General features: G+C 72.9%; 19 protein-coding genes and 1 pseudogene. 14 read left to right on the forward strand and 6 right to left on the reverse strand.

Annotation, left to right across the window (positions count from 1 at the left end; genetic code table 11):
• Nucleotides 1–12: 12 nt before the first annotated feature.
• The 4 genes and pseudogenes from ABTZ58_RS19565 to ABTZ58_RS19580 all read left to right on the forward strand — a co-directional run.
• A pseudogene (locus ABTZ58_RS19565) lies at nucleotides 13–227 on the forward strand (serine protease); the annotation flags it as partial.
• Between the two features lie 77 nt (nucleotides 228–304).
• Nucleotides 305–2,059 (forward strand): NAD+ synthase, encoded by a 1,755-nt coding sequence (locus tag ABTZ58_RS19570; RefSeq protein WP_351357882.1) that lies wholly within the window; start codon nucleotides 305–307, stop codon nucleotides 2,057–2,059.
• 56 nt (nucleotides 2,060–2,115) lie between these two features.
• On the forward strand, nucleotides 2,116–2,418 hold the full coding sequence (locus ABTZ58_RS19575; protein ID WP_309097722.1) for an ArsR/SmtB family transcription factor: 303 nt from the start codon (nucleotides 2,116–2,118) through the stop codon (nucleotides 2,416–2,418).
• Entirely contained in the window at nucleotides 2,415–2,807 is a 393-nt protein-coding gene (locus ABTZ58_RS19580; protein WP_351357886.1) for a VOC family protein, read from the forward strand. The genes ABTZ58_RS19575 and ABTZ58_RS19580 overlap by 4 nt, the downstream gene beginning before the upstream one ends.
• A 115-nt stretch (nucleotides 2,808–2,922) precedes the next feature.
• Here ABTZ58_RS19580 and panB read toward each other — a convergent pair whose 3' ends face one another.
• A complete protein-coding gene (panB, locus tag ABTZ58_RS19585) occupies nucleotides 2,923–3,795 on the reverse strand; it encodes a 3-methyl-2-oxobutanoate hydroxymethyltransferase (RefSeq protein WP_309097724.1) in 873 nt (290 codons plus the stop codon).
• A 196-nt stretch (nucleotides 3,796–3,991) separates the two neighbouring features.
• Here panB and ABTZ58_RS19590 point away from each other — a divergent pair, with 196 nt between their 5' ends.
• The 6 genes from ABTZ58_RS19590 to ABTZ58_RS19615 all read left to right on the forward strand — a co-directional run bounded on the left by ABTZ58_RS19590 (nucleotide 3,992) and on the right by ABTZ58_RS19615 (nucleotide 11,372).
• Nucleotides 3,992–5,593 carry an MFS transporter gene (locus tag ABTZ58_RS19590; RefSeq protein ID WP_351357889.1) on the forward strand — a complete coding sequence of 534 codons (1,602 nt, stop codon included), beginning with the start codon at nucleotides 3,992–3,994 and terminating at the stop codon, nucleotides 5,591–5,593.
• A gap of 65 nt (nucleotides 5,594–5,658) precedes the next feature.
• On the forward strand, nucleotides 5,659–6,297 hold the full coding sequence (locus tag ABTZ58_RS19595) for a TetR/AcrR family transcriptional regulator (protein WP_351357893.1): 639 nt from the start codon (nucleotides 5,659–5,661) through the stop codon (nucleotides 6,295–6,297).
• Between the two features lie 280 nt (nucleotides 6,298–6,577).
• Complete coding sequence (locus ABTZ58_RS19600; RefSeq protein WP_502996104.1) at nucleotides 6,578–7,540, forward strand: endonuclease/exonuclease/phosphatase family protein; 963 nt, start codon at nucleotides 6,578–6,580, stop codon at nucleotides 7,538–7,540.
• A 135-nt stretch (nucleotides 7,541–7,675) separates the two neighbouring features.
• Nucleotides 7,676–8,893 carry an MFS transporter gene (locus ABTZ58_RS19605; protein WP_351357899.1) on the forward strand — a complete coding sequence of 406 codons (1,218 nt, stop codon included), beginning with the start codon at nucleotides 7,676–7,678 and terminating at the stop codon, nucleotides 8,891–8,893.
• A 647-nt stretch (nucleotides 8,894–9,540) separates the two neighbouring features.
• Nucleotides 9,541–10,560 (forward strand): ATP-binding cassette domain-containing protein, encoded by a 1,020-nt coding sequence (locus ABTZ58_RS19610; protein ID WP_351357902.1) that lies wholly within the window; start codon nucleotides 9,541–9,543, stop codon nucleotides 10,558–10,560.
• Entirely contained in the window at nucleotides 10,557–11,372 is an 816-nt protein-coding gene (locus ABTZ58_RS19615; protein WP_351357905.1) for an ABC transporter permease, read from the forward strand. The genes ABTZ58_RS19610 and ABTZ58_RS19615 overlap by 4 nt, the downstream gene beginning before the upstream one ends.
• Nucleotides 11,373–11,393: 21 nt before the next feature.
• Here ABTZ58_RS19615 and ABTZ58_RS19620 read toward each other — a convergent pair whose 3' ends face one another.
• On the reverse strand, nucleotides 11,394–14,720 hold the full coding sequence (locus ABTZ58_RS19620; protein WP_351357908.1) for an AfsR/SARP family transcriptional regulator: 3,327 nt from the start codon (nucleotides 14,718–14,720) through the stop codon (nucleotides 11,394–11,396).
• Between the two features lie 318 nt (nucleotides 14,721–15,038).
• Here ABTZ58_RS19620 and ABTZ58_RS19625 point away from each other — a divergent pair, with 318 nt between their 5' ends.
• A complete protein-coding gene (locus ABTZ58_RS19625) occupies nucleotides 15,039–15,839 on the forward strand; it encodes a site-2 protease family protein (protein WP_351357911.1) in 801 nt (266 codons plus the stop codon).
• Between the two features lie 4 nt (nucleotides 15,840–15,843).
• Here the strand turns inward: ABTZ58_RS19625 and ABTZ58_RS19630 are convergent, their stop codons facing one another.
• From ABTZ58_RS19630 to ABTZ58_RS19640, 3 genes are all read right to left on the reverse strand, one after another.
• A complete protein-coding gene (locus ABTZ58_RS19630) occupies nucleotides 15,844–16,023 on the reverse strand; it encodes a hypothetical protein (RefSeq protein ID WP_502996100.1) in 180 nt (59 codons plus the stop codon).
• Nucleotides 16,024–16,088: 65 nt separating this feature from the next.
• Nucleotides 16,089–16,808 (reverse strand): NADPH-dependent F420 reductase, encoded by a 720-nt coding sequence (gene npdG / locus ABTZ58_RS19635; protein ID WP_351357917.1) that lies wholly within the window; start codon nucleotides 16,806–16,808, stop codon nucleotides 16,089–16,091.
• A 38-nt stretch (nucleotides 16,809–16,846) separates the two neighbouring features.
• Complete coding sequence (locus ABTZ58_RS19640) at nucleotides 16,847–17,920, reverse strand: sialidase family protein (protein ID WP_351357920.1); 1,074 nt, start codon at nucleotides 17,918–17,920, stop codon at nucleotides 16,847–16,849.
• Nucleotides 17,921–18,038: 118 nt separating this feature from the next.
• On the opposite strand from ABTZ58_RS19640, the gene ABTZ58_RS19645 reads away from it, so the two are divergent.
• Complete coding sequence (locus ABTZ58_RS19645) at nucleotides 18,039–18,641, forward strand: hypothetical protein (protein WP_351357923.1); 603 nt, start codon at nucleotides 18,039–18,041, stop codon at nucleotides 18,639–18,641.
• Between the two features lie 907 nt (nucleotides 18,642–19,548).
• Here the strand turns inward: ABTZ58_RS19645 and ABTZ58_RS19650 are convergent.
• Nucleotides 19,549–19,779 (reverse strand): hypothetical protein, encoded by a 231-nt coding sequence (locus ABTZ58_RS19650; RefSeq protein WP_351357926.1) that lies wholly within the window; start codon nucleotides 19,777–19,779, stop codon nucleotides 19,549–19,551.
• A gap of 58 nt (nucleotides 19,780–19,837) precedes the next feature.
• Here ABTZ58_RS19650 and map point away from each other — a divergent pair, with 58 nt between their 5' ends.
• The gene (gene map, locus ABTZ58_RS19655; RefSeq protein ID WP_309097284.1) at nucleotides 19,838–20,695 is read left to right on the forward strand and encodes a type I methionyl aminopeptidase; all 858 of its coding nucleotides are present in this window, start codon (nucleotides 19,838–19,840) and stop codon (nucleotides 20,693–20,695) included.
• A gap of 168 nt (nucleotides 20,696–20,863) precedes the next feature.
• A complete protein-coding gene (locus ABTZ58_RS19660; RefSeq protein WP_351357929.1) occupies nucleotides 20,864–21,511 on the forward strand; it encodes a biliverdin-producing heme oxygenase in 648 nt (215 codons plus the stop codon).
• The last annotated feature ends 248 nt before the right edge of the window (nucleotides 21,512–21,759 follow it).

Consider the following 21,759-nt stretch of genomic DNA (forward strand, 5'->3'; position numbering starts at 1 on the left):
GCGTGAGCCCGCTCGAAGGTCTACCACGACGTCACCGACGACCCGACGGGCGGGGAACTCGCCGGGCCCGCGTCGACTTCGTGAACGGCTACGACGCCACCGACGGCCTGGCCACGTCCGTGCGCGGCCTGGGCAGGGACAGCTCGCTCAAGGCCGTCAGGGGTTACGACGACGTCACCGGCGTGGGCACGCCCGCGAACGGTTACGTCGAGTCGTACCGGCGCTGACCACCGCGCGGCGTCAGGGGTGGTGTGGGATGGCCCACACCACCCCATTGCGTCGCACTGACGATTACACTGACCACGTGCCTCAACTACGTCTCGCCCTGAACCAGATCGACTCGCGCGTCGGCGACCTCGCCGGGAACGCGGAGTCGATCGTCCGCTGGACCCGGCACTCCGCCGAGCAGGGAGCGCACCTCGTGGCGTTCCCGGAGATGGCGCTGACCGGGTACCCCGTCGAGGACCTGGCCCTCAGGTCGTCCTTCGTGGAGGCCTCCCGGGCCGCGCTGCGCTCGCTCGCCGCCCGTCTGGCCGAGGAGGGCCTCGGCCGGCTGCCGGTGATCGTCGGCTATCTCGACCGCAGCGAGACCGCCCAGCCGAAGTACGGCCAGCCGGCCGGTGCGCCGCGCAACGCCGGGGCGGTGCTCCACGGCGGCGAGGTGGTCCTGACCTACGCCAAGCACCACCTGCCGAACTACGGCGTCTTCGACGAGTTCCGCTACTTCGTGCCCGGCGACAGCATGCCGGTGCTGCGGGTGCACGGGGTGGACGTCGCCCTGGCCATCTGCGAGGACCTCTGGCAGGACGGCGGCCGCGTCCCCGCCGCCCGTTCGGCCAAGGCGGGCCTGCTGGTGTCGATCAACGCCTCCCCCTACGAGCGCAACAAGGACGACACGCGTCTGGAGCTGGTGCGCAAGCGGGCCCAGGAGGCCGGCTGCACCACGGCGTACCTCGCCATGATGGGCGGCCAGGACGAGCTGGTCTTCGACGGCGACTCGATCGTCGTCGACAAGGACGGCGAGGTCGTGGCCCGAGCGCCGCAGTTCTCCGAGGGCTGTGTGGTCCTGGACCTGGACCTGCCGGCGGCGGCCGCGGACGCCCCGCAGGGCGTGGTCGACGACGGCCTGCGCATCGACCGCGTGGTGCTGTCGGAGGACCCGCTGCCCGCGTACGAGCCGGAGCTGACGGGCGGTTACGCGGACCGTCTGGACGACGACGAGGAGGTCTACTCGGCGCTGGTCGTGGGCCTGCGGGCGTACGTCGAGAAGAACGGCTTCTCGTCGGTCCTGGTCGGCCTGTCGGGCGGCATCGACTCGGCCCTGGTCGCGGCGATCGCCTGCGACGCGGTGGGCGCGCGGAACGTGTACGGCGTGTCCATGCCGTCGAAGTACTCCTCGGACCACTCCAAGGACGACGCGGCCGAACTGGCCCGCCGCACGGGCCTGAACTACCGCACGGTCCCCATCGAGCCGATGTTCGACGCCTACATGGGCTCGCTGGGACTGACCGGCCTGGCGGAGGAGAACCTCCAGTCGCGCCTGCGCGGCACGCTGCTGATGGCGATCTCCAACCAGGAGGGCCACATCGTCCTGGCCCCCGGCAACAAGTCGGAGCTGGCGGTCGGCTACTCCACGCTCTACGGCGACTCCGTCGGCGCGTACGGCCCCATCAAGGACGTGTACAAGACGTCGGTCTTCCGGCTGGCGGAGTGGCGCAACCGGGCGGCCCGGGAGCGCGGCCAGACCCCGCCGATCCCGGAGAACTCCCTCACCAAGCCGCCGAGCGCGGAACTGCGCCCCGGCCAGGTCGACACGGACTCGCTGCCCGACTACCCGGTGCTCGACGCGATCCTGGAGCTGTACGTCGACCGGGACCGCGGCGCGGACGAGATCGTCGCGGCCGGCTTCGACCGCGAGCTGGTCGTGAAGACCCTGCGCATGGTCGACACGGCCGAGTACAAGCGGCGGCAGTACCCGCCGGGGACGAAGATCTCCGCGAAGGGGTTCGGGAAGGACCGGCGCCTGCCGATCACGAACGGGTGGCGCGAGTCGGTCTGACGGACGCGCCGCGAGGGGACTTGGTAGGCAAGCGGACGCTTGCCTATCCTGGGATCGTGGCCGACGACGTCTTCAAAGCCTTGGCCGACCCCACCCGCCGCACCATCCTCGACGAGCTCGCGGAGAAGTCCGGGCAGACCCTGTTCGAGATCTGCTCGCGGCTGAGCATGAAGCACCGGCTCGGCATCTCGCGCCAGGCGGTCTCCCAGCACCTCGCGGTGCTGGAGGCCGCCGGGCTCGTCGAGACCCGGCGGGAGGGCCGCTACAAGTTCCACGACCTGAACACGGCCCCGCTTCGGCAGATCACCGAGCGATGGCCGGCGCCCGCCCCCTCCCGACCGGAAGAGAGCACCCCATGAGGATCCATCTGACCAGCGTCTTCGTCGACGACCAGGCCAAAGCCCTCCGGTTCTACACCGAGGTCCTCGGCTTCGTGAAGAAGCACGACGTCCCGCTCGGCGAGCAGGACCGGTGGCTGACGGTGGTCTCCCCGGAGGAGCCGGGCGGCACGGAACTGCTGCTGGAGCCGGCCGGCCACCCCGCCGTCAAGCCCTACCGCGACGCCCTGGTCGCCGACGGCATCCCGCTCGCCCAGTTCGCCGTCGCCGACGTGCACGCCGAGTACGAGCGCCTGCGCGCCCTCGGCGTCCGCTTCACGCAGGAGCCCCTGGAGATGGGCCCCGTCACCACCGCCGTCTTCGACGACACCTGCGGCAACCTGATCCAGATCGCGACACAGCCGGAGTAGCCCCCAGCGGTCCCGGGGCGCGGGAAGGGGACAGCCCCGCCGACGGGGGAAGATCGGCGGGGCTGTCCTGGTGCCGCAGTGGCTCAGTGGCTCAGTGGCTCAGTGGCTCAGTGGCTCAGTGAACGGAGTGCTCCTCCTGGGGGAACGTTCCGCCGACCACGTCCTCGGCGAAGGCCTTCGCCGCGTTCCCCATGACCTCCCGCAGGTTCGCGTACTGCTTCACGAACTTCGGCACGCGCCCGCCGGTCAGACCCAGCATGTCGGTCCACACCAGCACCTGCGCGTCCGTCTCCGGGCCCGCCCCGATCCCCACGGTCGGGATGTGCAGCACGCGCGTCACCTCGGCCGCGAGCTCGGCGGGCACCAGCTCCAGGACCACGGCGAACGCGCCCGCGTCCTGCACGGCCTTGGCGTCCCGCAGCAGCTGCTGGGCCGCCTCCTCGCCCCGCCCCTGCACGCGGTAGCCCATCGCGTTGACGGACTGCGGGGTCAGCCCGATGTGGGCCATCACCGGGATGCCGGACTCGACGAGCAGCCGGATCTGCTCGTGCGAGCGCTCGCCCCCCTCCAGCTTCACGGCCTGCACACCGGCCTCCTTCACCAGCCGGGTCGCCGAGCGCAGCGCCTGCACCGGACCCTCCTGGTAGGAGCCGAAGGGCAGGTCGCCGACGATCAGGGCGCGCGAGGTGCCCCGTACGACCGCCGCCGACAGCATGGTCATCTCGTCGAGGGTGACGGGCACGGTGGTCTCGTACCCCAGGTGGCAGTTGCCCGCCGAGTCGCCGACGAGCATGACCGGGATGCCGGCCTCGTCGAAGACGGACGCGGTCATCGCGTCGTAGGCGGTGAGCATGGGCCACTTCTCGCCGCGCTCCTTGGCGGCGGCGATGTCGCGCACGGTGATGCGGCGAGTGCCCTTGCCCCCGTACAGCGTCTTGCCGCCGTCGGAGGGCTTCGTCGCAGTCTGGGCAGCCGGAAGCTGCGTCATGGCACGGCTCCTAACACGTCATCTCGAGGCGCCCTGACGGCGTCCCCGGACCACGTCCATGGTGGCACCTCGTGCCAAGCAGGGCTAGGGGAGCCCCCGTGTGTTCCGCTCGGCCGGCACCCCCGTCCGTAAGAGCTGGGTGAAAGTATTCCAATACGAGACGGTCTCGTATCGGAATGGGCCTAGGCTCGAGCGCATGACCACACCTGCCGACGGCGCCGCCCCCACCGGCCGCCGCATACCGGAAGCGGTGCACCGGCGCCGCTGGGCGATCCTCGGCGTGCTGATGCTGAGCCTGCTGATCGTCGTCCTGGACAACTCGATCCTGAACGTCGCCATCAAGACCATCTCCACCCCGGCCCCGACCGGCCTGGGTGCCACACAGAGCGAGCTGGAGTGGGCGATCAACGCCTACACCCTGGTCTTCGCCGGTCTGCTGTTCACCGCCGGTCTGCTCGGTGACCGGCTCGGCCGCAAGAAGGTGCTGCTCGGCGGTCTCGTCGTGTTCGGCATCGGTTCGGCGTTCGCCGCGTTCTCCGGCTCGCCCGGCGAGCTCATCACCTTCCGTGCCGTGATGGGCCTGGGCGCCGCGTTCGTCATGCCCGCCACCCTCGCCGTCCTCATGAACGTGTTCGAACGCGAGGAGCAGCCCAAGGCCATCGGCATCTGGGCGGGCGGCGTCGGCCTCGCCATCGCCATCGGCCCGATCACCGGCGGCGTACTCCTCGACCACTTCTGGTGGGGCTCGGTCTTCCTCATCAACGTGCCGATCGTGCTGCTCGCGCTCGCCCTGATGCTGTGGCTGGTCCCCGACTCCCGCGACCCGAGGCCGGGCCGGCTCGACCCGGTCGGCGTGGTCCTGTCGGTCGTCGGCCTGGTGCTGCTCGTCTACGGCATCATCAAGGGCGGCCAGCTCGCCGACTTCACCGATCCCGCCGTGCTGACGACGATCGGCGCCGGTCTCGCCGTGCTCGTCGCGTTCGTGGTGTTCGAGAAGCGCAGCGCCCATCCGTCCATCGACGTCACGTACTTCGGGAACAAGGTCTTCTCGGCCGCCGTAGCCGCCATCGCGCTGGTGTTCTTCGCGCTGATGGGCGTGACCTTCTTCTCCGTCTTCTACACGCAGAGCGTGCGCGGCTACTCGCCGCTTCAGACCGGTCTGCTGATGCTGCCGCTGGCCGCCGCCCAGATGATCTTCGCCCCGCGGGCCCGGCTGCTGGTCGACCGGTTCGGCAACCGGGCCACCACGACCGGGGGCCTGCTGGTCATCGCCGCGATGCTGGCCGCCTTCGCCACCCTGGACGCCGACACCCCGATCTGGATCCTGGAGGTCGTCTTCTTCCTGATGGGCACCGGCATGGCGCACATCATGACGCCCGTCAGCGTCGTCATCATGCAGGCCCTGCCCCGCGAGAAGGCCGGCTCGGCCTCCGCCCTCAGCAACACCTTCCGGCAGGTCGGCGGCGCCCTCGGCATCGCCGTCCTCGGCTCGGTCCTGTCGACGGCGTACCGCACGGGCATCGAGGACAAGCTGGGCGCGCTGCCGCCCGCCCTGCGTCACACCGCGGGCGAGTCCATCGAGGCGACCCTGGGCGTCGCGGCCAAGCTGGGCCCACGGGGCGAGGCCCTGGTCGCCCCGGCCCACGACGCCTTCCTGCACGCGATGCACGTCACCGCCCTGTGGGGCGCGGGCGTCGCGCTGGTGGGCGCGGTCGTGGTGGCGCTGTTCCTGCCCGGCAGGCAGCGGGCCGGGCAGGCGGGCGAGGAGCAGCGGGAGCTGACGGACGCTCGGTCGTAGACCTGCTGCGAGAATCGGTCCACCCCGGTCCACCCCGGTCCCCAGGTCAGAAAGGACGCAGCGACGTGAGCCTCGCCGAACGGCAGCCCCGGCACGACGGCCCCCCGAGGGGCCGCCCCAGAAGCGAGGCCGTCGAACGCGCCATCATCGAGGGCGTGATGAGGCTCCTGGAGGAGGGCGTGCCGCTGGCGGAGCTGTCCATCGAGCGCGTGGCCCGGACCGCCGGGGTGGGCAAGGCCACCATCTACCGCCGCTGGAGCGGCAAGGAGGAACTCTTCGTCGACGTCGTGCGCGCCGCCGAGCCCCCCGACCCGCCGCTGCCCGGCACGTCCATGCGCGACGACCTCGTGGTGCTGCTGGAGCAGATGCGCCGGCGCGGGCTCGCCAAGCGCTCGTCGGCGATCCTGCACAGCGTGCACGCCCAGATGAAGAGCAGCCCGAAGATCTGGGCGGCGTACCACGCCATCGTCGTCGAACCGCGCCGCCGTCTGGGCCTGGACATCCTGCGCCGGGGCCAGGAGAACGGCGAACTGCGCACGGACGTCGACCTGGAGCTGCTGAGCGACCTGTTCGTCGGCCCGCTGCTGGTGCGTTCCGTGCTGCACCCGGACGCCGACCTGCCGGAGGGCCTCGCCGAACAGGTCGTCGACACGCTGCTCGAAGGCCTGCGCCCCGCGAGTTCCCCGCCCGTCGCTTCCGGGTGAGCCCGGCCCCAGTGTGCGCGTTTCGTCACAGAGCGCGCTTTCGGGGGCCGGGGCCGGAACTCACCGGACGGGCTCGAACGTCCTCGCCCCCGTACGGCCGTCGCGGGACGGCGGGAACGGAACGGATCATCCCCTAGGGTCGTAAGGACACGGGGGCGATGGTGTGCACGGCAGGTAGTGAGGCGACGGTATGGCGCAGCAGGCGTACATGACGGAGACGGACAACGGCGGCTCGGGGCCCGAGCACCGCGGAACCCGGCTTCGGCGCCTGTTCGACCGGCTGGTGAGCGGCTGGCGGGGCGATCCGAGAATCTGGCGGCGCGGACTGGTGGTGGCCGGGTGCGCGGTGCTGCTGGCCGTGATCATGCTGCTGCACGCGCAGGTCCCCAACGCCATCGGCAACCTGGGCAGCCTCATCGAGACGTTCCTGCCCTGGCTCGGGCTGTTCGTGCCGGTGCTGCTCGTGCTGGCACTGGTGCGCAAGTCGGCGACCGCGCTGATCGCGGTGCTCGCGCCGGCCCTGGTCTGGTTCAACCTGTTCGGCGGGCTGCTCAGCGACAAGACCGTCGCCGGGGGCGACCTCACCGTGGTCACGCACAACGTCAACGCCGAGAACCCGGACCCTTCGGGCACCGCCCGTGACGTGGCCGCGTCCGGCGCGGACGTGCTGGCCCTGGAGGAGCTGTCCCCGGCCGCGGTGCCGACGTACGAGAAGGCGCTGGCGTCGACGTACCGCTACCACGCGGTGGAGGGCACGGTCGGCGTGTGGAGCAAGTACCCGCTGAGCGGCGTCCGGGCCGTCGACCTCGACATGGGCTGGACGCGGGCGATGCGCGCCACCGTGACCGCGCCGGCCGGGCAGGTCGCGGTCTACGTCGCGCATCTGCCGTCGGTGCGCGTGAAGATGGAGGCCGGGTTCACGGCGAGGCAGCGCGACCGCAGCGCCGACTACCTGGGCGAGGCCATCGCGCACGAACCGCTGCAGAACATCGTGCTGCTGGGCGATCTGAACGGCACGATGAACGACCGCGCCCTGAACGCCGTCACCTCCCAGATGCGCTCCACGCAGGGCGCGGTGGGCAGCGGCTTCGGGTTCAGCTGGCCGGCCTCGTTCCCGATGGCGCGCATCGACCAGATCATGGTCCGGGGCCTGGAGCCGCACAGTTCGTGGACCCTCCCGCGGACCGGCAGCGACCATCTGCCCGTCGCCGCCCGTGTGAGGGTCGCCACAAGCGGATCCTGAAAGCCGCAGGTCAGGGCGGTTCCGGCAGGATTCGGCAACCTCGGCTTCACCTCGTGGAACAGTGCGCCTGCGAGACTTTGTTCCGTACTTGAACATACGACGTACGGATCTCACGCAAGTCTCGAAAGGTTCTTCATGCCCCTGGCCCTGCTCGCCCTCGCCGTGGGTGCCTTCGGCATCGGCACCACCGAGTTCGTGATGATGGGGCTGCTGCCCGATGTCGCGGACGACCTGAACATCTCGATACCCAGCGCCGGCCACCTGGTGTCGGCGTACGCGCTCGGCGTCGTCATCGGCGCCCCGCTGCTGGCCGCCGTCACCGCGAAGGTGTCCCGCCGCACGGTCCTGATCGGCCTGATGGGGCTGTTCGTCGTGGGCAACGCCCTGTCGGCGCTCGCGCCCGACAACGGCTGGCTGCTGGCCGCCCGCTTCCTGAGCGGGCTGCCGCACGGCGCCTTCTTCGGCGTGGGCGCCGTCGTGGCCACGAACATGGTCGCCCCCGAACGCAAGGCACGCTCGGTCTCCCTGATGTTCCTCGGCCTGACGGTCGCGAACGTCGCGGGCGTGCCGGTCGCGACCCTCATGGGCCAGCACCTCGGCTGGCGGGCCACCTTCCTCGGCGTCAGCGCCATCGGCCTGGCGGCGATCGCCGCGCTCGCCCTCCTCATCCCGCACGACCACGAACACGCCACCGCCCAGGGCCTGCGCGGCGAACTCGCCGCCCTGCGCTCCGTCCCGGTCTGGCTCTCGCTCGGCACGACCGTCGCGGGCTTCGGCGCCCTGTTCGCGGCCTACAGCTACATCACCCCGATGCTCACGGACGCGGCCGGCTACGCCGACGCCAGCGTGACCCTGCTGCTGGCGCTGTTCGGTGTCGGCGCGACCGCGGGCAACCTGCTGGGCGGCCGCCTGGCCGACCACTCCCTGCGCGGCACCCTGTTCGGCGGCCTGGTCTCGCTGGTGGCGGTCCTGGCGCTGTTCCCGCTGCTGATGCGCACGGAGGTCACCGCCGCGGTGGCGGTGACGCTCCTGGGCACGGCGGCCTTCGCCACCGGATCCCCGCTGCAGCTGATGGTCATGGAGAAGGCATCCTCGGCCCCCTCGCTGGCCTCCTCGGCCAACCAGGCCGCCTTCAACCTGGCCAACGCCGGTGGCGCCTGGATCGGCGGCCTGGCCCTGGCCGCCGGCTTCGGAGCCACCTCCCCGGCCCTGGCCGGCGCGGCCCTGGCCGTGATCGGCCTGGGCGTCGCCGCGCTGGCGGCGGTCGTGGACCGGCGCCGGGCTCCGGTCGCCGGGCGCGAGCGGATCGTGGCCGGCCATGTCCCGCGGGAGGCCGAGGCGGTACGCCACTGACGGTTCCCGGCGAACGGCGGCGGGTGGGCCCGGGCCTGCCCGCCGCCGCGTCTGTCAGGACCGGCGACGGGTGACGACCCCGGCCGGACCGGGGGCACGGCGAGGGATTCGTCGGCGTCGGGCTCCGGGAGCGTGAGCGGGAACAGGCGCAAGTGGTCCGGCGCCCGCCCGGCATCCTCCCGCCTGCCTCCGCCGTCGTCGCGGAAGAACCCGCCGAACGGGGCGTGCCGTTGGAGCCGCCGCCCCTCGCCGTGGAGCACGCTGACGTGGTCGCCGTCCGCGCAGCGCCCGGCGGCGCGGCGGGCCATCCCTGCGCCCCCGCTCCCCGGCGGACCGCCGCGCTCCGGCCCCGAGCCCGCTGGAGCCAGGTGGCCCCCGCCCCCGCCCCGGCGACGACGCACTCCGGCTCACCGACTGCGGCCACGCCCGGCAGCCTGACCTCCGCACGGACACAGCCCGTGGCAAAGGACACCCCGGCGGACCGCCGCTCGGGGGTCAGGACGCGGGAGCGCACGGGCCGCTCGCTCACGGTCCGACCCCTTTCACGAGGCGCCCGGCGCCACCCGGCCGCCTCGCCGCGGACCGCCGGAAACGGCTGTCGGTGGTCTGTCGGTGATTTGTCGGTGGGGCCTGGCACCGTCGGCGACATGACGCGAATCGACGAGAACACCAGCGGTGCCGCTGTGACCGTGCGGGGGCTGGTGAAGCACTACGGCGAGACCAAGGCGCTGGACGGGGTCGACCTGGATGTGCGGGAGGGCACCGTCATGGGTGTCCTCGGGCCGAACGGGGCCGGCAAGACCACCCTGGTACGGATCCTGTCCACCCTGCTCGCACCCGACTCGGGCCGGGCCACCGTGGCCGGCTACGACGTCGTACGGCAGCCCCGGCAGCTGCGGCGGGTGATCGGGCTCACGGGGCAGTACGCCTCCGTGGACGAGAAGCTGTCCGGCTGGGAGAACCTCTACATGATCGGGCGGCTGCTCGACCTGCCGCGCAAGGACGCCCGTACCCGGGCCGACGAGCTGCTGGAGCGCTTCTCGCTGACCGAGGCGGCCAAGCGGCCGGCGGCGACGTACTCCGGGGGCATGCGGCGCCGGCTGGACCTGGCCGCGTCCATGATCGGCCGGCCGGCGGTGCTCTTCCTCGACGAGCCGACCACCGGCCTGGACCCGCGCACCCGCAACGAGGTGTGGGACGAGGTCAAGCGCATGGTCGGCGACGGGGTCACCGTGCTGCTCACCACCCAGTACATGGAGGAGGCCGAGCAGCTCGCCTCCGAGCTGACGGTCGTCGACCGCGGCCAGGTCATCGCCGGCGGCGCCATCGAGGAGCTGAAGGCGAAGGTCGGCGGCCGGGCGCTGCGGATCCGCCCGGCCGATCCGGTGCAGCTGCGGCCGCTGGCCGGCGCCCTGGACGACCTGGGAATCACCGGGCTCGCCACCACGACCGTGGACACCGACCGGAGCGACGTCCTCGTGCCGATCCTCAGCGACGAGCAGCTGACCGCCGTGGTCGGCGCGGTCACCGCGCGCGGCATCACGCTGTCCTCCATCACCACCGAACTGCCCAGCCTGGACGAGGTGTTCCTGTCCCTCACCGGCCACCGCGCCAGTGCCCCGCAGGACACCGTGCCCGCCGAAGACCTTCAGGAGGCCGCCGTATGAGCGCCGTCACCCTCGACGACACCGGGGCCGACGCCCGTATCCCGCTGCGCGGCCACCTGCGGCACACCGGGGCCCTGATCCGCCGCAACCTGCTGTGGATCCGCAAGGACCCGGAGTCGATGGCCGACGCGCTGCTGATGCCGGTCATCTTCACCCTGCTGTTCGTGTTCGTCTTCGGCGGCTCCATCGGGCAGGCGCTGGGCGGCGGGCAGGAGCGGTACGTCCAGTACGTGATCCCCGGCATGATCGCGATGATGAGCATGACGCTGTCCCAGGGCGTCGGCACCGGCTTCAGCCAGGACTTCAACTCCGGTGTCATGGACCGCTTCCGGTCCCTGCCGATCGGCCGCGGCTCGGTGCTGTTCGCGAAGATCTCCGTGGAGCTGCTGCGGATGCTGTTCGCGACGGCCGTGCTGATGATCGTCGCCGTCGCGGTCGGCTTCGACATCACGAACTGGCCGGGGCTGCTGGCGACCGTGGCCCTGTCCACGGCGTTCGCCTCGTCGATCATGTGGGTGTTCCTCACCCTGGGCGTGATCCTGAAGAACGCGCAGTCCGTGCAGGCGATGGGCTTCCTGGTGCTGTTCCCGCTCCAGTTCGGCTCGTCGATCTTCGCGCCGACGACGTCGATGCCCGGCTGGCTGCAGGCCTTCACCGACTACAACCCGCTGTCCACGCTGGCGGACGCCGCGCGGGGTCTGATGATCGGCGGTCCGGTCGCGCACGACCTGTGGGTGACGCTCGGCTGGTCGGTGGCCATCACGGCCGTGATGGCGCCGATCGCGATCCACAAGTTCCGTACGAAGAGCTGACAAGGGCGCGGCCGTGCGCCGTCACAGCAGGGCGGTGGCCTCCTCGACCGAGAGGCCGCCGCCCTGCGCGTACGCGCTCTCGTACGCCGCGTCGCCGAGCAGCGCCCGGGCCTGCCGCTCCGCCTCCTCGCGGGTCTCGCGCTCCTGCCGCTGGGCGACATGGCCGGGCGGCAGCAGGGCGTCGGCGGCGCCGAGGCAGCGGGCCGCGTCCGCGGCGCCGAGGCCCCCGTCGTGGACGGCCAGGGCCTGGGCGCCGACGGTCAGGAACACCGCCCGCATATGGGGCGCGATCGCCGCGGACACCGGGTCCCCCGCCCGCTCCAGCGCCTTGCGGGTGCGGTCCAGGCAGTCCTCGTACCGGCCGTCCCGGGCGTCCAGCCAGGCCTCGGCGCCGAGGATGAACGCGTCGAAGACGATGAAGTGGGCGATCCGGAAGTCCTCGCGCAGCCGCCGCAGTTGCTCGCGGGCCTCGGTGGTGCGGCCGGTCATGCCGAGCCGGCCGGCGAGGAAGAGACGGGCGGCGGGCATGGCCTCGCTGTGCGAGTTCTCGTGCTGGGCGATCACCTCACGCAGCAGCCGCTCACCCCGCTCCTCCTGGCCCGACTCCAGCAGCGCGTTGCCCAGCCGGGCGGTGAGGACGGCCGCCTGGGCGCGGGCACCGAGGCGTTCGGCGTGGGCGATGGCCGCCTCGTAGTCGGCGGCGGCCAGGGCGTGATGGCCGCGGCGCTCGTGGGCCTCGGCCCGGGCCGAGAAGGCCTCGGCGGTGCCCCAGGCGTCACCGAGGCGGCGGTAGATCTCCAGCGACTCGTCGGCGTCGCGCCCGGCGTCACCGGCCCAGTCGGTGCGGTTGGCGAGGAAGTTGGCCCGCATCTGCAGACCGGAGGCCAGCTCCCAGTCGAAGCCCGGGGTGTCCCTGCAGGTGCGGATGGAGGCGTCCATGATGACGCGCAGCCGGTCCATGTCGCCGGTCAGCATCACGGCGAAGAACCAGAACAGGCCGGGCAGCCGGCAGGTCTGCGGCAGGCCGGGCTCGTAGGTCAGGGAGATGGTCCGCAGCTTCTGCTGGGCGCTCGGGTTCTGCCAGGCGTCCAGTTCGGTGTCCATGCAGGCCAGGTGCGCCAGGTGGATGCCGCGCCGGGCCTCCCACAGAATCTCTTCGGTCATCGGGGGCGGGGCGTCGGTGCAGCGCTGCCAGACGGGGGCGGCGCGGCGGACGGGCTCGGCGAAGGGGTCCGGGCCGAGGGCCATCACCTCGCGGCACCAGTTGCGGGCCTCGATGCGCAGGTCGCGCATCTGCCAGTACCAGACCAGCGACAGGGCCAGGCACAGCGCCTCCTGCTCGTCGCGCAGGGCGACGGCGTGGCGCAGGGCGGTGCGCAGGTTCTCGTACTCCCGCTCCAGCCGCCGGATGGCGGCGAGCTGGCCCGGGCCGCGCAGCAACGGGTCGGTGGTGCGGGCGAGTTCGCGGAAGTACGTCAGATGGGCGCGTTCGGCCTCGGCGCGCTGCCCGGACTCCTCCAGCCGTTCGGCGGCGTACTCGGCGACAGTCTCCAGCAGCCGGTAGCGCATCTCGCCGTCTGCCGTGTCGCCGGGCGGGGCGGCCACGACCAGGGAGCGGTCGACGAGCGAGCCGAGCGCCTCCAGGGCGAGGGGTCCGCACACGGCCTCGGCGGCGGACAGGTCACAGCCGCCGGCGAACACCGAAAGGCGCCGCAGGACCTCGCGTTCGTCCTCGTCGAGCAGCTCCCACGACCAGTCGACGACGGCCCTGAGAGTCTGCTGGCGGGGCAGGACCGTACGGCTGCCGGAGGTCAGGAGGCGGAAGCGGTCGTCGAGCCGGTCGGCGATCTGGCGGGGGGTGAGCATCCGCAGCCGCGCGGCGGCCAGTTCGATGGCCAGGGGCAGGCCGTCCAGGCGCCGGCAGATCTCCGCGCAGGCCTCGGGGTCGTCATCGACACGGAAACCGGGCCGGGCCGCCGCCCCCCGCTCGGCGAGCAGCCGCAGCGCGACCGGCTCGGGCAGCGGCTCCACCGGGCGCAGCGACTCCCCCGGCACGCCGAGGGGTTCGCGGCTGGTGGCGAGGACGGTCAGGCCGGGGCAGCGCTCCAGCAGCTCCCCGGCGAGCCGGGCGGCGGCCTCGGCGACGTGCTCGCAGTTGTCCAGGATGAGCAGCATGCCGGGGCGGGAGCAGTGTTCGGCGAGGCGCTCGACGGGGTCGTCGAGCCGGTCGGCGACGGCGGCCCGGATGCCCTCGGCGCCCGCCCCGTACAGGACGGTCTCGCGGGCGCCGACGGCGGTGAGCACGGCTTCCGGTACGGCGGCGGGGTCGTCGACCGGGGCGAGTTCGGCCAGCCACACCCCGCCGGGCATGGCGTGCCGCACGGTCTCGGCGGCCTCCTGCGACAGACGGGTCTTCCCGGCGCCGCCGGGTCCGAGCAGGGTGACCAGGCGGGCCGTCGCGAGATCCGCGCGGATGGTCTCGATGTCGCTCTCCCGGCCGATGAAGGAGGTGAGGCGGGCGCGCAGGTTGCCGGCGGCGGGGGTGGTCCCGGCCGCCGGGGCCGTCGGGGCTGTCGCCGCGCGGGCGGCCGGGCCCGGGGCGGGCCGGGGGTCGCCGTCCGACGCGGCCAGCAACTCCGCGTGCAGAGCCCGCAGTTCGGGGCCCGGGTCGGTGCCCAGCCGGTCGGCGAGGAGCTGTCGTACGTCGTCGTAGGCGGCGAGGGCCTCGGCGGTGCGGCCGGCGTCGCGCAGGGCACGCAGGCGCAGCGCCTGGAGGGGTTCGTCCAGGGGGCGGCTGTCGCACAGGGCGGTCAGTTCCGGCAGCGCCTGCCCGGCCTGGCCGAGGGCGAGGGCGGCGCCGTGCCGGGCGCGCAGCACGTCCAGGCGGCGGGCCTCCCGGCGGGCCGCCTCGGCGGTGCGGTCGGGGAGGTCGGCGAGAGCGGGGTCGCGCCACAGGGCGAGGGCGTCGTCGAGGACCACGGCGGCCTTGGCGGGGTCGCCGTCGGCCAGGGCCCGCAGCCCCTCACCGGCCAGCCGCTCGAAGCGGTGCAGGTCGATGTCGTCGGGCGCGGCCGTGAGCCGGTACCCGCCCTCGGCGGAGGCGACCGCGTCCGCCCCGAGCGCCCGCCGCAGCCGTCCGATCAGCGCCTGCAGCGCGCCGGCTGTGTCGGCGGGCGGGTCCCCGCCCCACACCTCGTCGACGAGCATCCCGGCGGGCACGGTACGTCCCGCCCTCAGGGCGAGCACGGTCAGCAGCGCGCGCAACCGCGCCCCGCCGACCGGAACGACCGTGCCGTCGGTGCGGATCGCCTGCGTGGTGCCGAGGATGCGGTAGCGCACGGGGTCCATTGTCTCCGGAGGTGAGAGGGCGGTCACGGCGGTCCCGCGGCGCGGCGGGGATGCGCCGGCGGGCAGCCCGACGCCAGGGCGGGGCGGGCGTGGCCCGGCCAAGGCCGAGCGGCCGGGACGTCGTCCGACGGCGCTGCGGACACGGCCCGACGCAGGCCGGCGTGATTCAGCACTCCCTGTGCCGGTCTTCGTGGATCACGTGCCGGAACCCCATGGCCCCACCCTCCCCGGAACCGGCCGCCCCGCGCGAGACGTTTTCCCCCCGCGCCCGGTACCGTCGGGCCGTCCCATCGCGTGTTCGAGAGTGCAGGGAGTCCCATGACCACCGCCACCAGCCGCCACAGTGAGCGGCGGATCAGTCCCGTCTTCGTCGGGATCATGGCCGTGACGGCGGTCACGGGGTGGGCGACCTGGACCGGCTTCGCCGAGCAGCCCGGGGTCGCCGTGTTCCTGTTCGTGACGGCGGCGTGGATCGTCTCGCTGTGCCTGCACGAGTACGCGCACGCGCGCACGGCCCTGCACAGCGGCGACATCTCGGTCGGCGCCAAGGGCTACCTGACCCTGAACCCGCTGAAGTACACGCACGCGCTGCTCAGCATCGTGCTGCCGGTGATCTTCGTGATCATGGGCGGGATCGGTCTGCCCGGCGGCGCGGTGTTCATCGAGCACGGGCGGATCCGGGGGCGCTGGAAGCACAGCCTGATCTCGGCCGCCGGCCCGCTGACGAACGTGCTGTTCGCGGTGGTGTGCACGGCCCCGTTCTGGCTGGACGCGCTGGACGGCGTGCCGAGCGACTTCCGCTTCGCGCTGGCGTTCCTCGCGCTGCTGCAGGTGACGGCCGCGCTGCTGAACTTCCTGCCGGTGCCCGGCCTGGACGGCTACGGGGTGATCGAGCCGTGGCTGTCGTACAACGTCAGGCGCCAGGTGGAGCCTTTCGCGCCGTTCGGCCTGCTGTTCGTGTTCGCGCTGCTGTGGCTGCCGGCGGTCAACGGCGTGTTCTTCGACGTGATCGACACCATCCTGAAGTCGCTCGGCATCAGCGACTTCGAGACCTACTGCGGCCAGGAGCTGTACCGCTTCTGGCAGGGCGGCAACGAGTTCTGCTCGGCCGCTTCCTGACGGCTCAGCCCGCGACGGACTTCTGCTGCCTGGCGCGCTTGAGGTAGTACCAGCACATGTTGGACGACAGGCCCGCCAGCAGCACCCACACGATGCCGAGCCAGCTGCCCCGGACGAAGGAGACGACGGCCGCGGTCACGGACAGCAGGCAGACGATGAGGGCGTAGAGGGCGAGGCGGGGCATGTCGGGTGGCTCCTGTCGGGGGACACTTCGGGCGCTGCTGGTGCCCTCCAGTGTCCCCCATCGGCTCATACGTCCGTGACCCGGAGCCCCGCGTGCGCCTTGTACCGGCGGTTCACGGAGATCAGGTTCGCCACCAGCGACTCCACCTGGTGGGCGTTGCGCAGCCGCCCGGCGAAGATGCCGCGCATGCCGGGGATGCGTCCGGCGAGGGCCTGGACGATCTCGACGTCCGCCCGCGCCTCGCCGAGCACCATCACGTCGGTGTCGATCTCGTCGATCTCCGGGTCCTGCAGCAGCACGGCCGACAGGTGGTGGAAGGCGGCGGTGACCCGGGAGTCCGGCAGCAGCGCGGCAGCCTGCTCGGCGGCGCTGCCCTCCTCGGGCTTGAGGGCGTAGGCGCCCTTCTTGTCGAAGCCGAGCGGGTTGACGCAGTCGACGACGAGCTTTCCGGCCAGTTCCTCGCGCAGGGACTCCAGGGTCTTTCCGTGGCCGTCCCAGGGCACGGCGACGATCACGATGTCGCTGCGGCGCGCGGTCTCGGCGTTGCCGGCGCCCTCGACGCCGTGGCCGATCTCCTCGGCGGCGGCCTGCGCGCGGTCGGCGGCCCGCGAGCCGATGATCACCTTCTGCCCGGCCTTGGCGAGCCGGTAGGCCAGGCCCTTGCCCTGCGGTCCGGTCCCGCCGAGCACCCCGACGACGAGTCCGGAGACGTCGGGCAGGTCCCAGGGGTCCTTGGCGGGGGCCTTCTGGGCGTGGTCGGTGGCAGCACTGTCGGTAGAGGTCATGGCCCCGACTCTACGACCGCGTCCCCGCCCCGACCGGCTCAGGTCAGCTCCGCCACCGGCACCCGCCGGAAGGTGATCGTCTCGTAGGCGCCGAAGTCGCCGGTCTCGTACAGCAGCCCCACGGTGTCCGGGTCGACGCGCACCAGGTCGGAGTAGGCGGCGGGCAGTCCGTCGACCGTGTGGGCCGGGCGCCAGGTGGTGCCGCCGTCGGTGGAGGCGCGGATCGTCATCAGGGCGCGGAAGCCCGGGTCGGCGGGCCCGGAGTACAGCAGCACGTCGGGGTCGCGGAGCTGCAGGACGCTCGCCTGGCACACGGGGGCGGACAGGCCCGCCTGCGGACGGAAGGGCTTCACCAGGGTCTGTCCGCCGTCGGCGGAGTGGGCGTCGGCGCGGGTGCCCGGTGCGGGCGAGTCGTTGCGGGTGTTGAAGTAGACGCGGCCGTCGGGCAGTTCGGCGGCGGTGGTCTCGTTGGCGTTGATGTAGCCGTCGGGGGTGTCGTCGACGTAGCCGATCCGCCAGGTGGCGCCCGCGTCGTCGCTGAGCAGGCAGTGGCCGCCGTTGTACCTGCCCTCCGTGCCGTTGTCGGTGCCGGTGGGCGGCAGGGAGTGGTTGGCGGGGACGACGATCCGGCCGGTGCCGAGCCGGAGGGCGTGACCGGGGGTGGTGGCGTACCAGCGCCACTCGGGTTTCTTGGTCTGCTGGGTGATCTCCCGGGGCGCGGACCAGGTGAGGCCCTCGTCGTCGCTGTGCTGCACCCAGACGCGGCGTCCGTCCGCCGCGCTCACCTTGCCGCGGCGGATGGCGTCCTCGGTGGCGGGGGCCGCGTTGCGCACGTGCACCAGGAGCACGCGGCCGGTGTCGAGGACGACGGGGGCCGGGTTGCCGGCGAGGGCGTCGCCGTTGCGCGCGGCGACCTGGAGCGGGCCCCAGGTGCGGCCGCCGTCCGTGGAGCGTTTCAGCACGATGTCGATGTTCCCGAAGTCGTCCCGGGAGCCGACCCGGCCCTCGCAGAAGGCGAGCAGGGTGCCGGTGCCGGTGGCGACGACGGCGGGGATGCGGAAACTGGCGTATCCCTCCCGGCCGGCGCGGAAGGGGACGCTGGTCTCGGTCATCGGCGGGATCCTCCGGGCGTTCGACGTCGGAATGCGTGACCGGGCCGCCTACCCAGGCCGGGCGAATGCGCGGTGAACTCCGGGTCACGACTGGACGGTTCGGGCAGGATGCGTGCGTATGGACGCGGTACGGGTGGCGCTGTTGCGGGAAGTGCTCGCCGGGACGGAGTGGCTGGGCGCCACCCGGCGGTTCGCCAGGGCGCTGCGCGGGTCGGTGGTGTCGCACGGGGGCGGGCTGCTGCTCGTCGGCACCCCCGCGTACGAGCCGTGGCACCTCGCGGCCCATCTGGTGGACGAGGCCGCGTGGTCGGGCACCCCGGAGCTGGCCCCGACCCTGGTACGGCACGACGCGCGCCCCTCGGACCCGGCACACCTGGCGGTGGGGCTGGGCCGGCTGGAGGCGGCCCGGCGGGGCGAGACGCTGCTGGTGGTGTCACCCGGGGGCCCTGCCGCGCCCCTGCTCGAACGGGTGTCGGACGCCCGCCGCGCGGGGGCGACGGTCCTGGCCCTCGGGCCCGACCGGGGTGAGCTGCCGGCCGTGGCGCACGAGACGCTGGCCGTGCCGGCCGGCTCCGAGCTGGACCTGGACACGGTCCAGCACCTGGTCAGCGCGGCGGCGGGCGAGAACGCGCTCCCGACCCCGCGCGGACGGCGCCGCTTCCGGGACCGCGTGGCGAGACTCGCGGAACATTTGACGGCCCCACCACCGGCCCGCTGGTGAAGGGGGCGGCCATCGGCACCAGGACCGTGCTCCCGGGCCACGGCGGCCTGTTCCGCAGGGGGCCGCCGTCGCGGGGGGCCGCCGAGGGGGACCATCGCCACGGGCGCACCACCGCCGCGGGGACGCCGCAGCGGGGGCACCGCCGCCACGCGGAACCGCCGTCGCGGGGGGGGGGCCGAGGGGGACCCCGCCACGAGCGCACCACCGCCACGCGGGACCGCCGCCGAAGCAATCGCCGATGGGGCGCCGTCGGCTGAAGGGCGCCGCCGCCAGAGGAACCACCGCCACGACGGACTGCGTTGCGGGGGACCGCCGAGGGGGACTACCGCCACGGAGGAACCACCGCCACTAGGCAGCACCGCCACGCGGGACCACCGTCGCGGGGGGGCCACCGCCGGGGCACCACCGCGGGGCACCACCGCGGGGCACCACCGCCGCGGGCGCACCACCGCCACGCAGGACCGCCACCGGGGCACCACCGCGGGCGCACCACCGCGGGGCACCACCGCCGCGGGCGCACCACCGCCACGCAGGACCGCCACCGGGGCACCGCCGCCGGGTGCCGTCGGCCAAGGACCGCCACCGGGGCACCGCCGCGCCGTCAGCCGAGGACCGCCGCAGCCGCAGAGGAACCACCACCACGAGGCACCACCGCCACGAGGGAACCACCGCTACGAGGCACCACCGCCACGGGCGCGCCGTCGGCCGAAGGGGAAGCCGCCGGCCGAAGGGGAAGCCGCCGGCCGAAGGGGAAGCCGCCGGCCGAAGGGGACTGCCGCCGGCCGAAGGGGACTGCCGCCGAGGGCGTCGCTGCCGGAGGGTGGCCGCGTTCGTCGCCGCCCGGGCCCGGACGCGGTGGACGCCCGGGGCGGCTCGGCACCCCGGGCGTCGGGTACGGGTCCCCCGGTCAGTTCTCCTCGCGGCCACCCGCAGGGGCGTCGTGCCACTTGGGGTCGTTCTCCCACTGGAGATTGCGTTCGCGGGCGGTCTCCATCGCGTGCTCGGCCTCGGTACGGCTCGCGTACGGGCCGAAGCGGTCCTTGCCCGGGCAGTCGGGCCCCTCTTCGACCTTCTTGTGCTCCAGGCAGTAGTACCACTCGCCCGGCTTGCCGACCGTCCGCTTCTTGAACAGGGCCATGACCAGCTCCTCTCGCCATCGACATGTTCCCCCACGGCCGCTGGTTAGACTCGCTGGCATGTCTGGCCAGTCGCTGCTCGTCCCTGGGGAGCTGTCCCCCACCCGTTCCGTGCCCGGAAACATCCGCCGCCCGGAGTACGTCGGCAAGCCCGCTCCGACGCCGTACACCGGACCGGAGGTGCAGACGCCCGAGACGATCGAGGCGATGCGGCGCGCCGGCCGGATCGCCGCTCGGGCCATGGCGGAGGCGGCGAAGCTGATCGCCCCCGGCGTGACCACGGACGAGTTGGACAAGGTGGCGCACGAGTACATGTGCGACCACGGCGCCTACCCCTCGACGCTGGGCTACCGCGGCTTTCCGAAGTCGCTGTGCACCAGCGTCAACGAGGTCATCTGCCACGGCATCCCGGACTCCACCGTCCTGCGCGACGGCGACATCGTCAACCTGGACGTGACGGCGTACATCGGCGGCGTGCACGGCGACAACAACGCCACCTACCTCGTGGGGGACGTCGACGAGGAGTCGCGGCTGCTGGTGGAGCGGACCCGGGAGGCCCTGAACCGGGCGATCAAGGCGGTCAAGCCGGGCCGGCAGATCAACGTCATCGGCCGGGTCATCGAGTCGTACGCCAAGCGCTTCGGCTACGGCGTGGTGCGGGACTTCACGGGCCACGGCATCAACTCGTCGTTCCACTCGGGCCTGATCATCCCGCACTACGACAGCCCGCACGCCACGACGGTCATCCAGCCCGGGATGACGTTCACGATCGAGCCGATGCTGACGCTCGGGACGCACGAGTACGACATGTGGGACGACGGCTGGACGGTCGTGACGAAGGACCGCAAGCGCACGGCCCAGTTCGAGCACACGCTGGTGGTGACGGACTCGGGCGCGGAGATCCTCACGCTGCCCTGACCGCAGTCCTGCCCCGGCCGACAGCCCGCTCTCCCCGGAGGGCGGGCCGTCGTCGTGCGCGGCCCTTCCCGGCGCCGGAGGTTTTTCCCGACATGGCGTCGGGAAGTTTACCGACAACCCGTCGGCAAGCCATTGACTTAGGTGAGCCTAACCAGAGAAAGTGGGCCCATGGAATCCTTCTCGACCCTCATCCGGACCGCTTCCCGCGAGCAGCACGAGGAGGTCAGGGGCTCGACCTTCCTGAGCGACCTGCTGGGGCACAGACTGGGGGTCGACGCGTTCGCGCGCTACACGGAGCAGCTGTGGTTCGTGTACGAGGCGCTGGAGTCCGCCGCCGAGCGGCTGGCCGGGGACCCGGTGGCGGGCCCCTTCGTCCGCCCGGAGCTGTTCCGCGGCGCGGCGCTGGAGCAGGACCTGGAATACCTGCGCGGCCCCGGCTGGCGCTCGCGGATCAGCGCGCTGCCGGCCACGCTGGAGTACGCCGGGCGGATCACCGAGTGCGCCCGGAACTGGCCGGCCGGCTACATCGCCCACCACTACACCCGCTACCTCGGCGACCTCTCCGGCGGGCAGATCATCCGCGACACGGCCGAGAAGACGTGGGGCTTCCCCAAGAAGGGCGACGGGGTCCGCTTCTACGTCTTCGAGGAGATCCCCAACCCGGCCGCCTTCAAGCGGGGTTACTGGGAGCTGCTGGACGCGGTGCCCGGGGACGAACTGGAGCGGCAGCGGATCGTGGCCGAGTGCAAGCGGGCCTACGGGCTGAACAACGCGGTGTTCCTGGCGCTGGGCGAGGAGTTCCCGCTGTCGGCGTGAGGGACCGGGGACGGCGGGCGGAGCCCCCTCGCACGCCGCGAGAGGCCCCGGATCCGTCTCCGGTGGAGCGCCGGTCCCGGCTCAGATGCCGAACGGACCGTTGTGGCAGACGGCGCCGCCCCACTCCGCCTCGGCGGTCTCGGCCTCCAGCCCACCGAAGTACGGGCGGCGGCGGCCAGAGCGGATCGAATGCGCATGAGTTTCCTCTCGCGGTGGTGCTTTGCCACCCCCGCGGCCCTCGTCCGCCG

It is taken from the genome of Streptomyces sp. NPDC094143, from assembly GCF_040303825.1.
GTDB lineage: Bacteria > Actinomycetota > Actinomycetes > Streptomycetales > Streptomycetaceae > Streptomyces.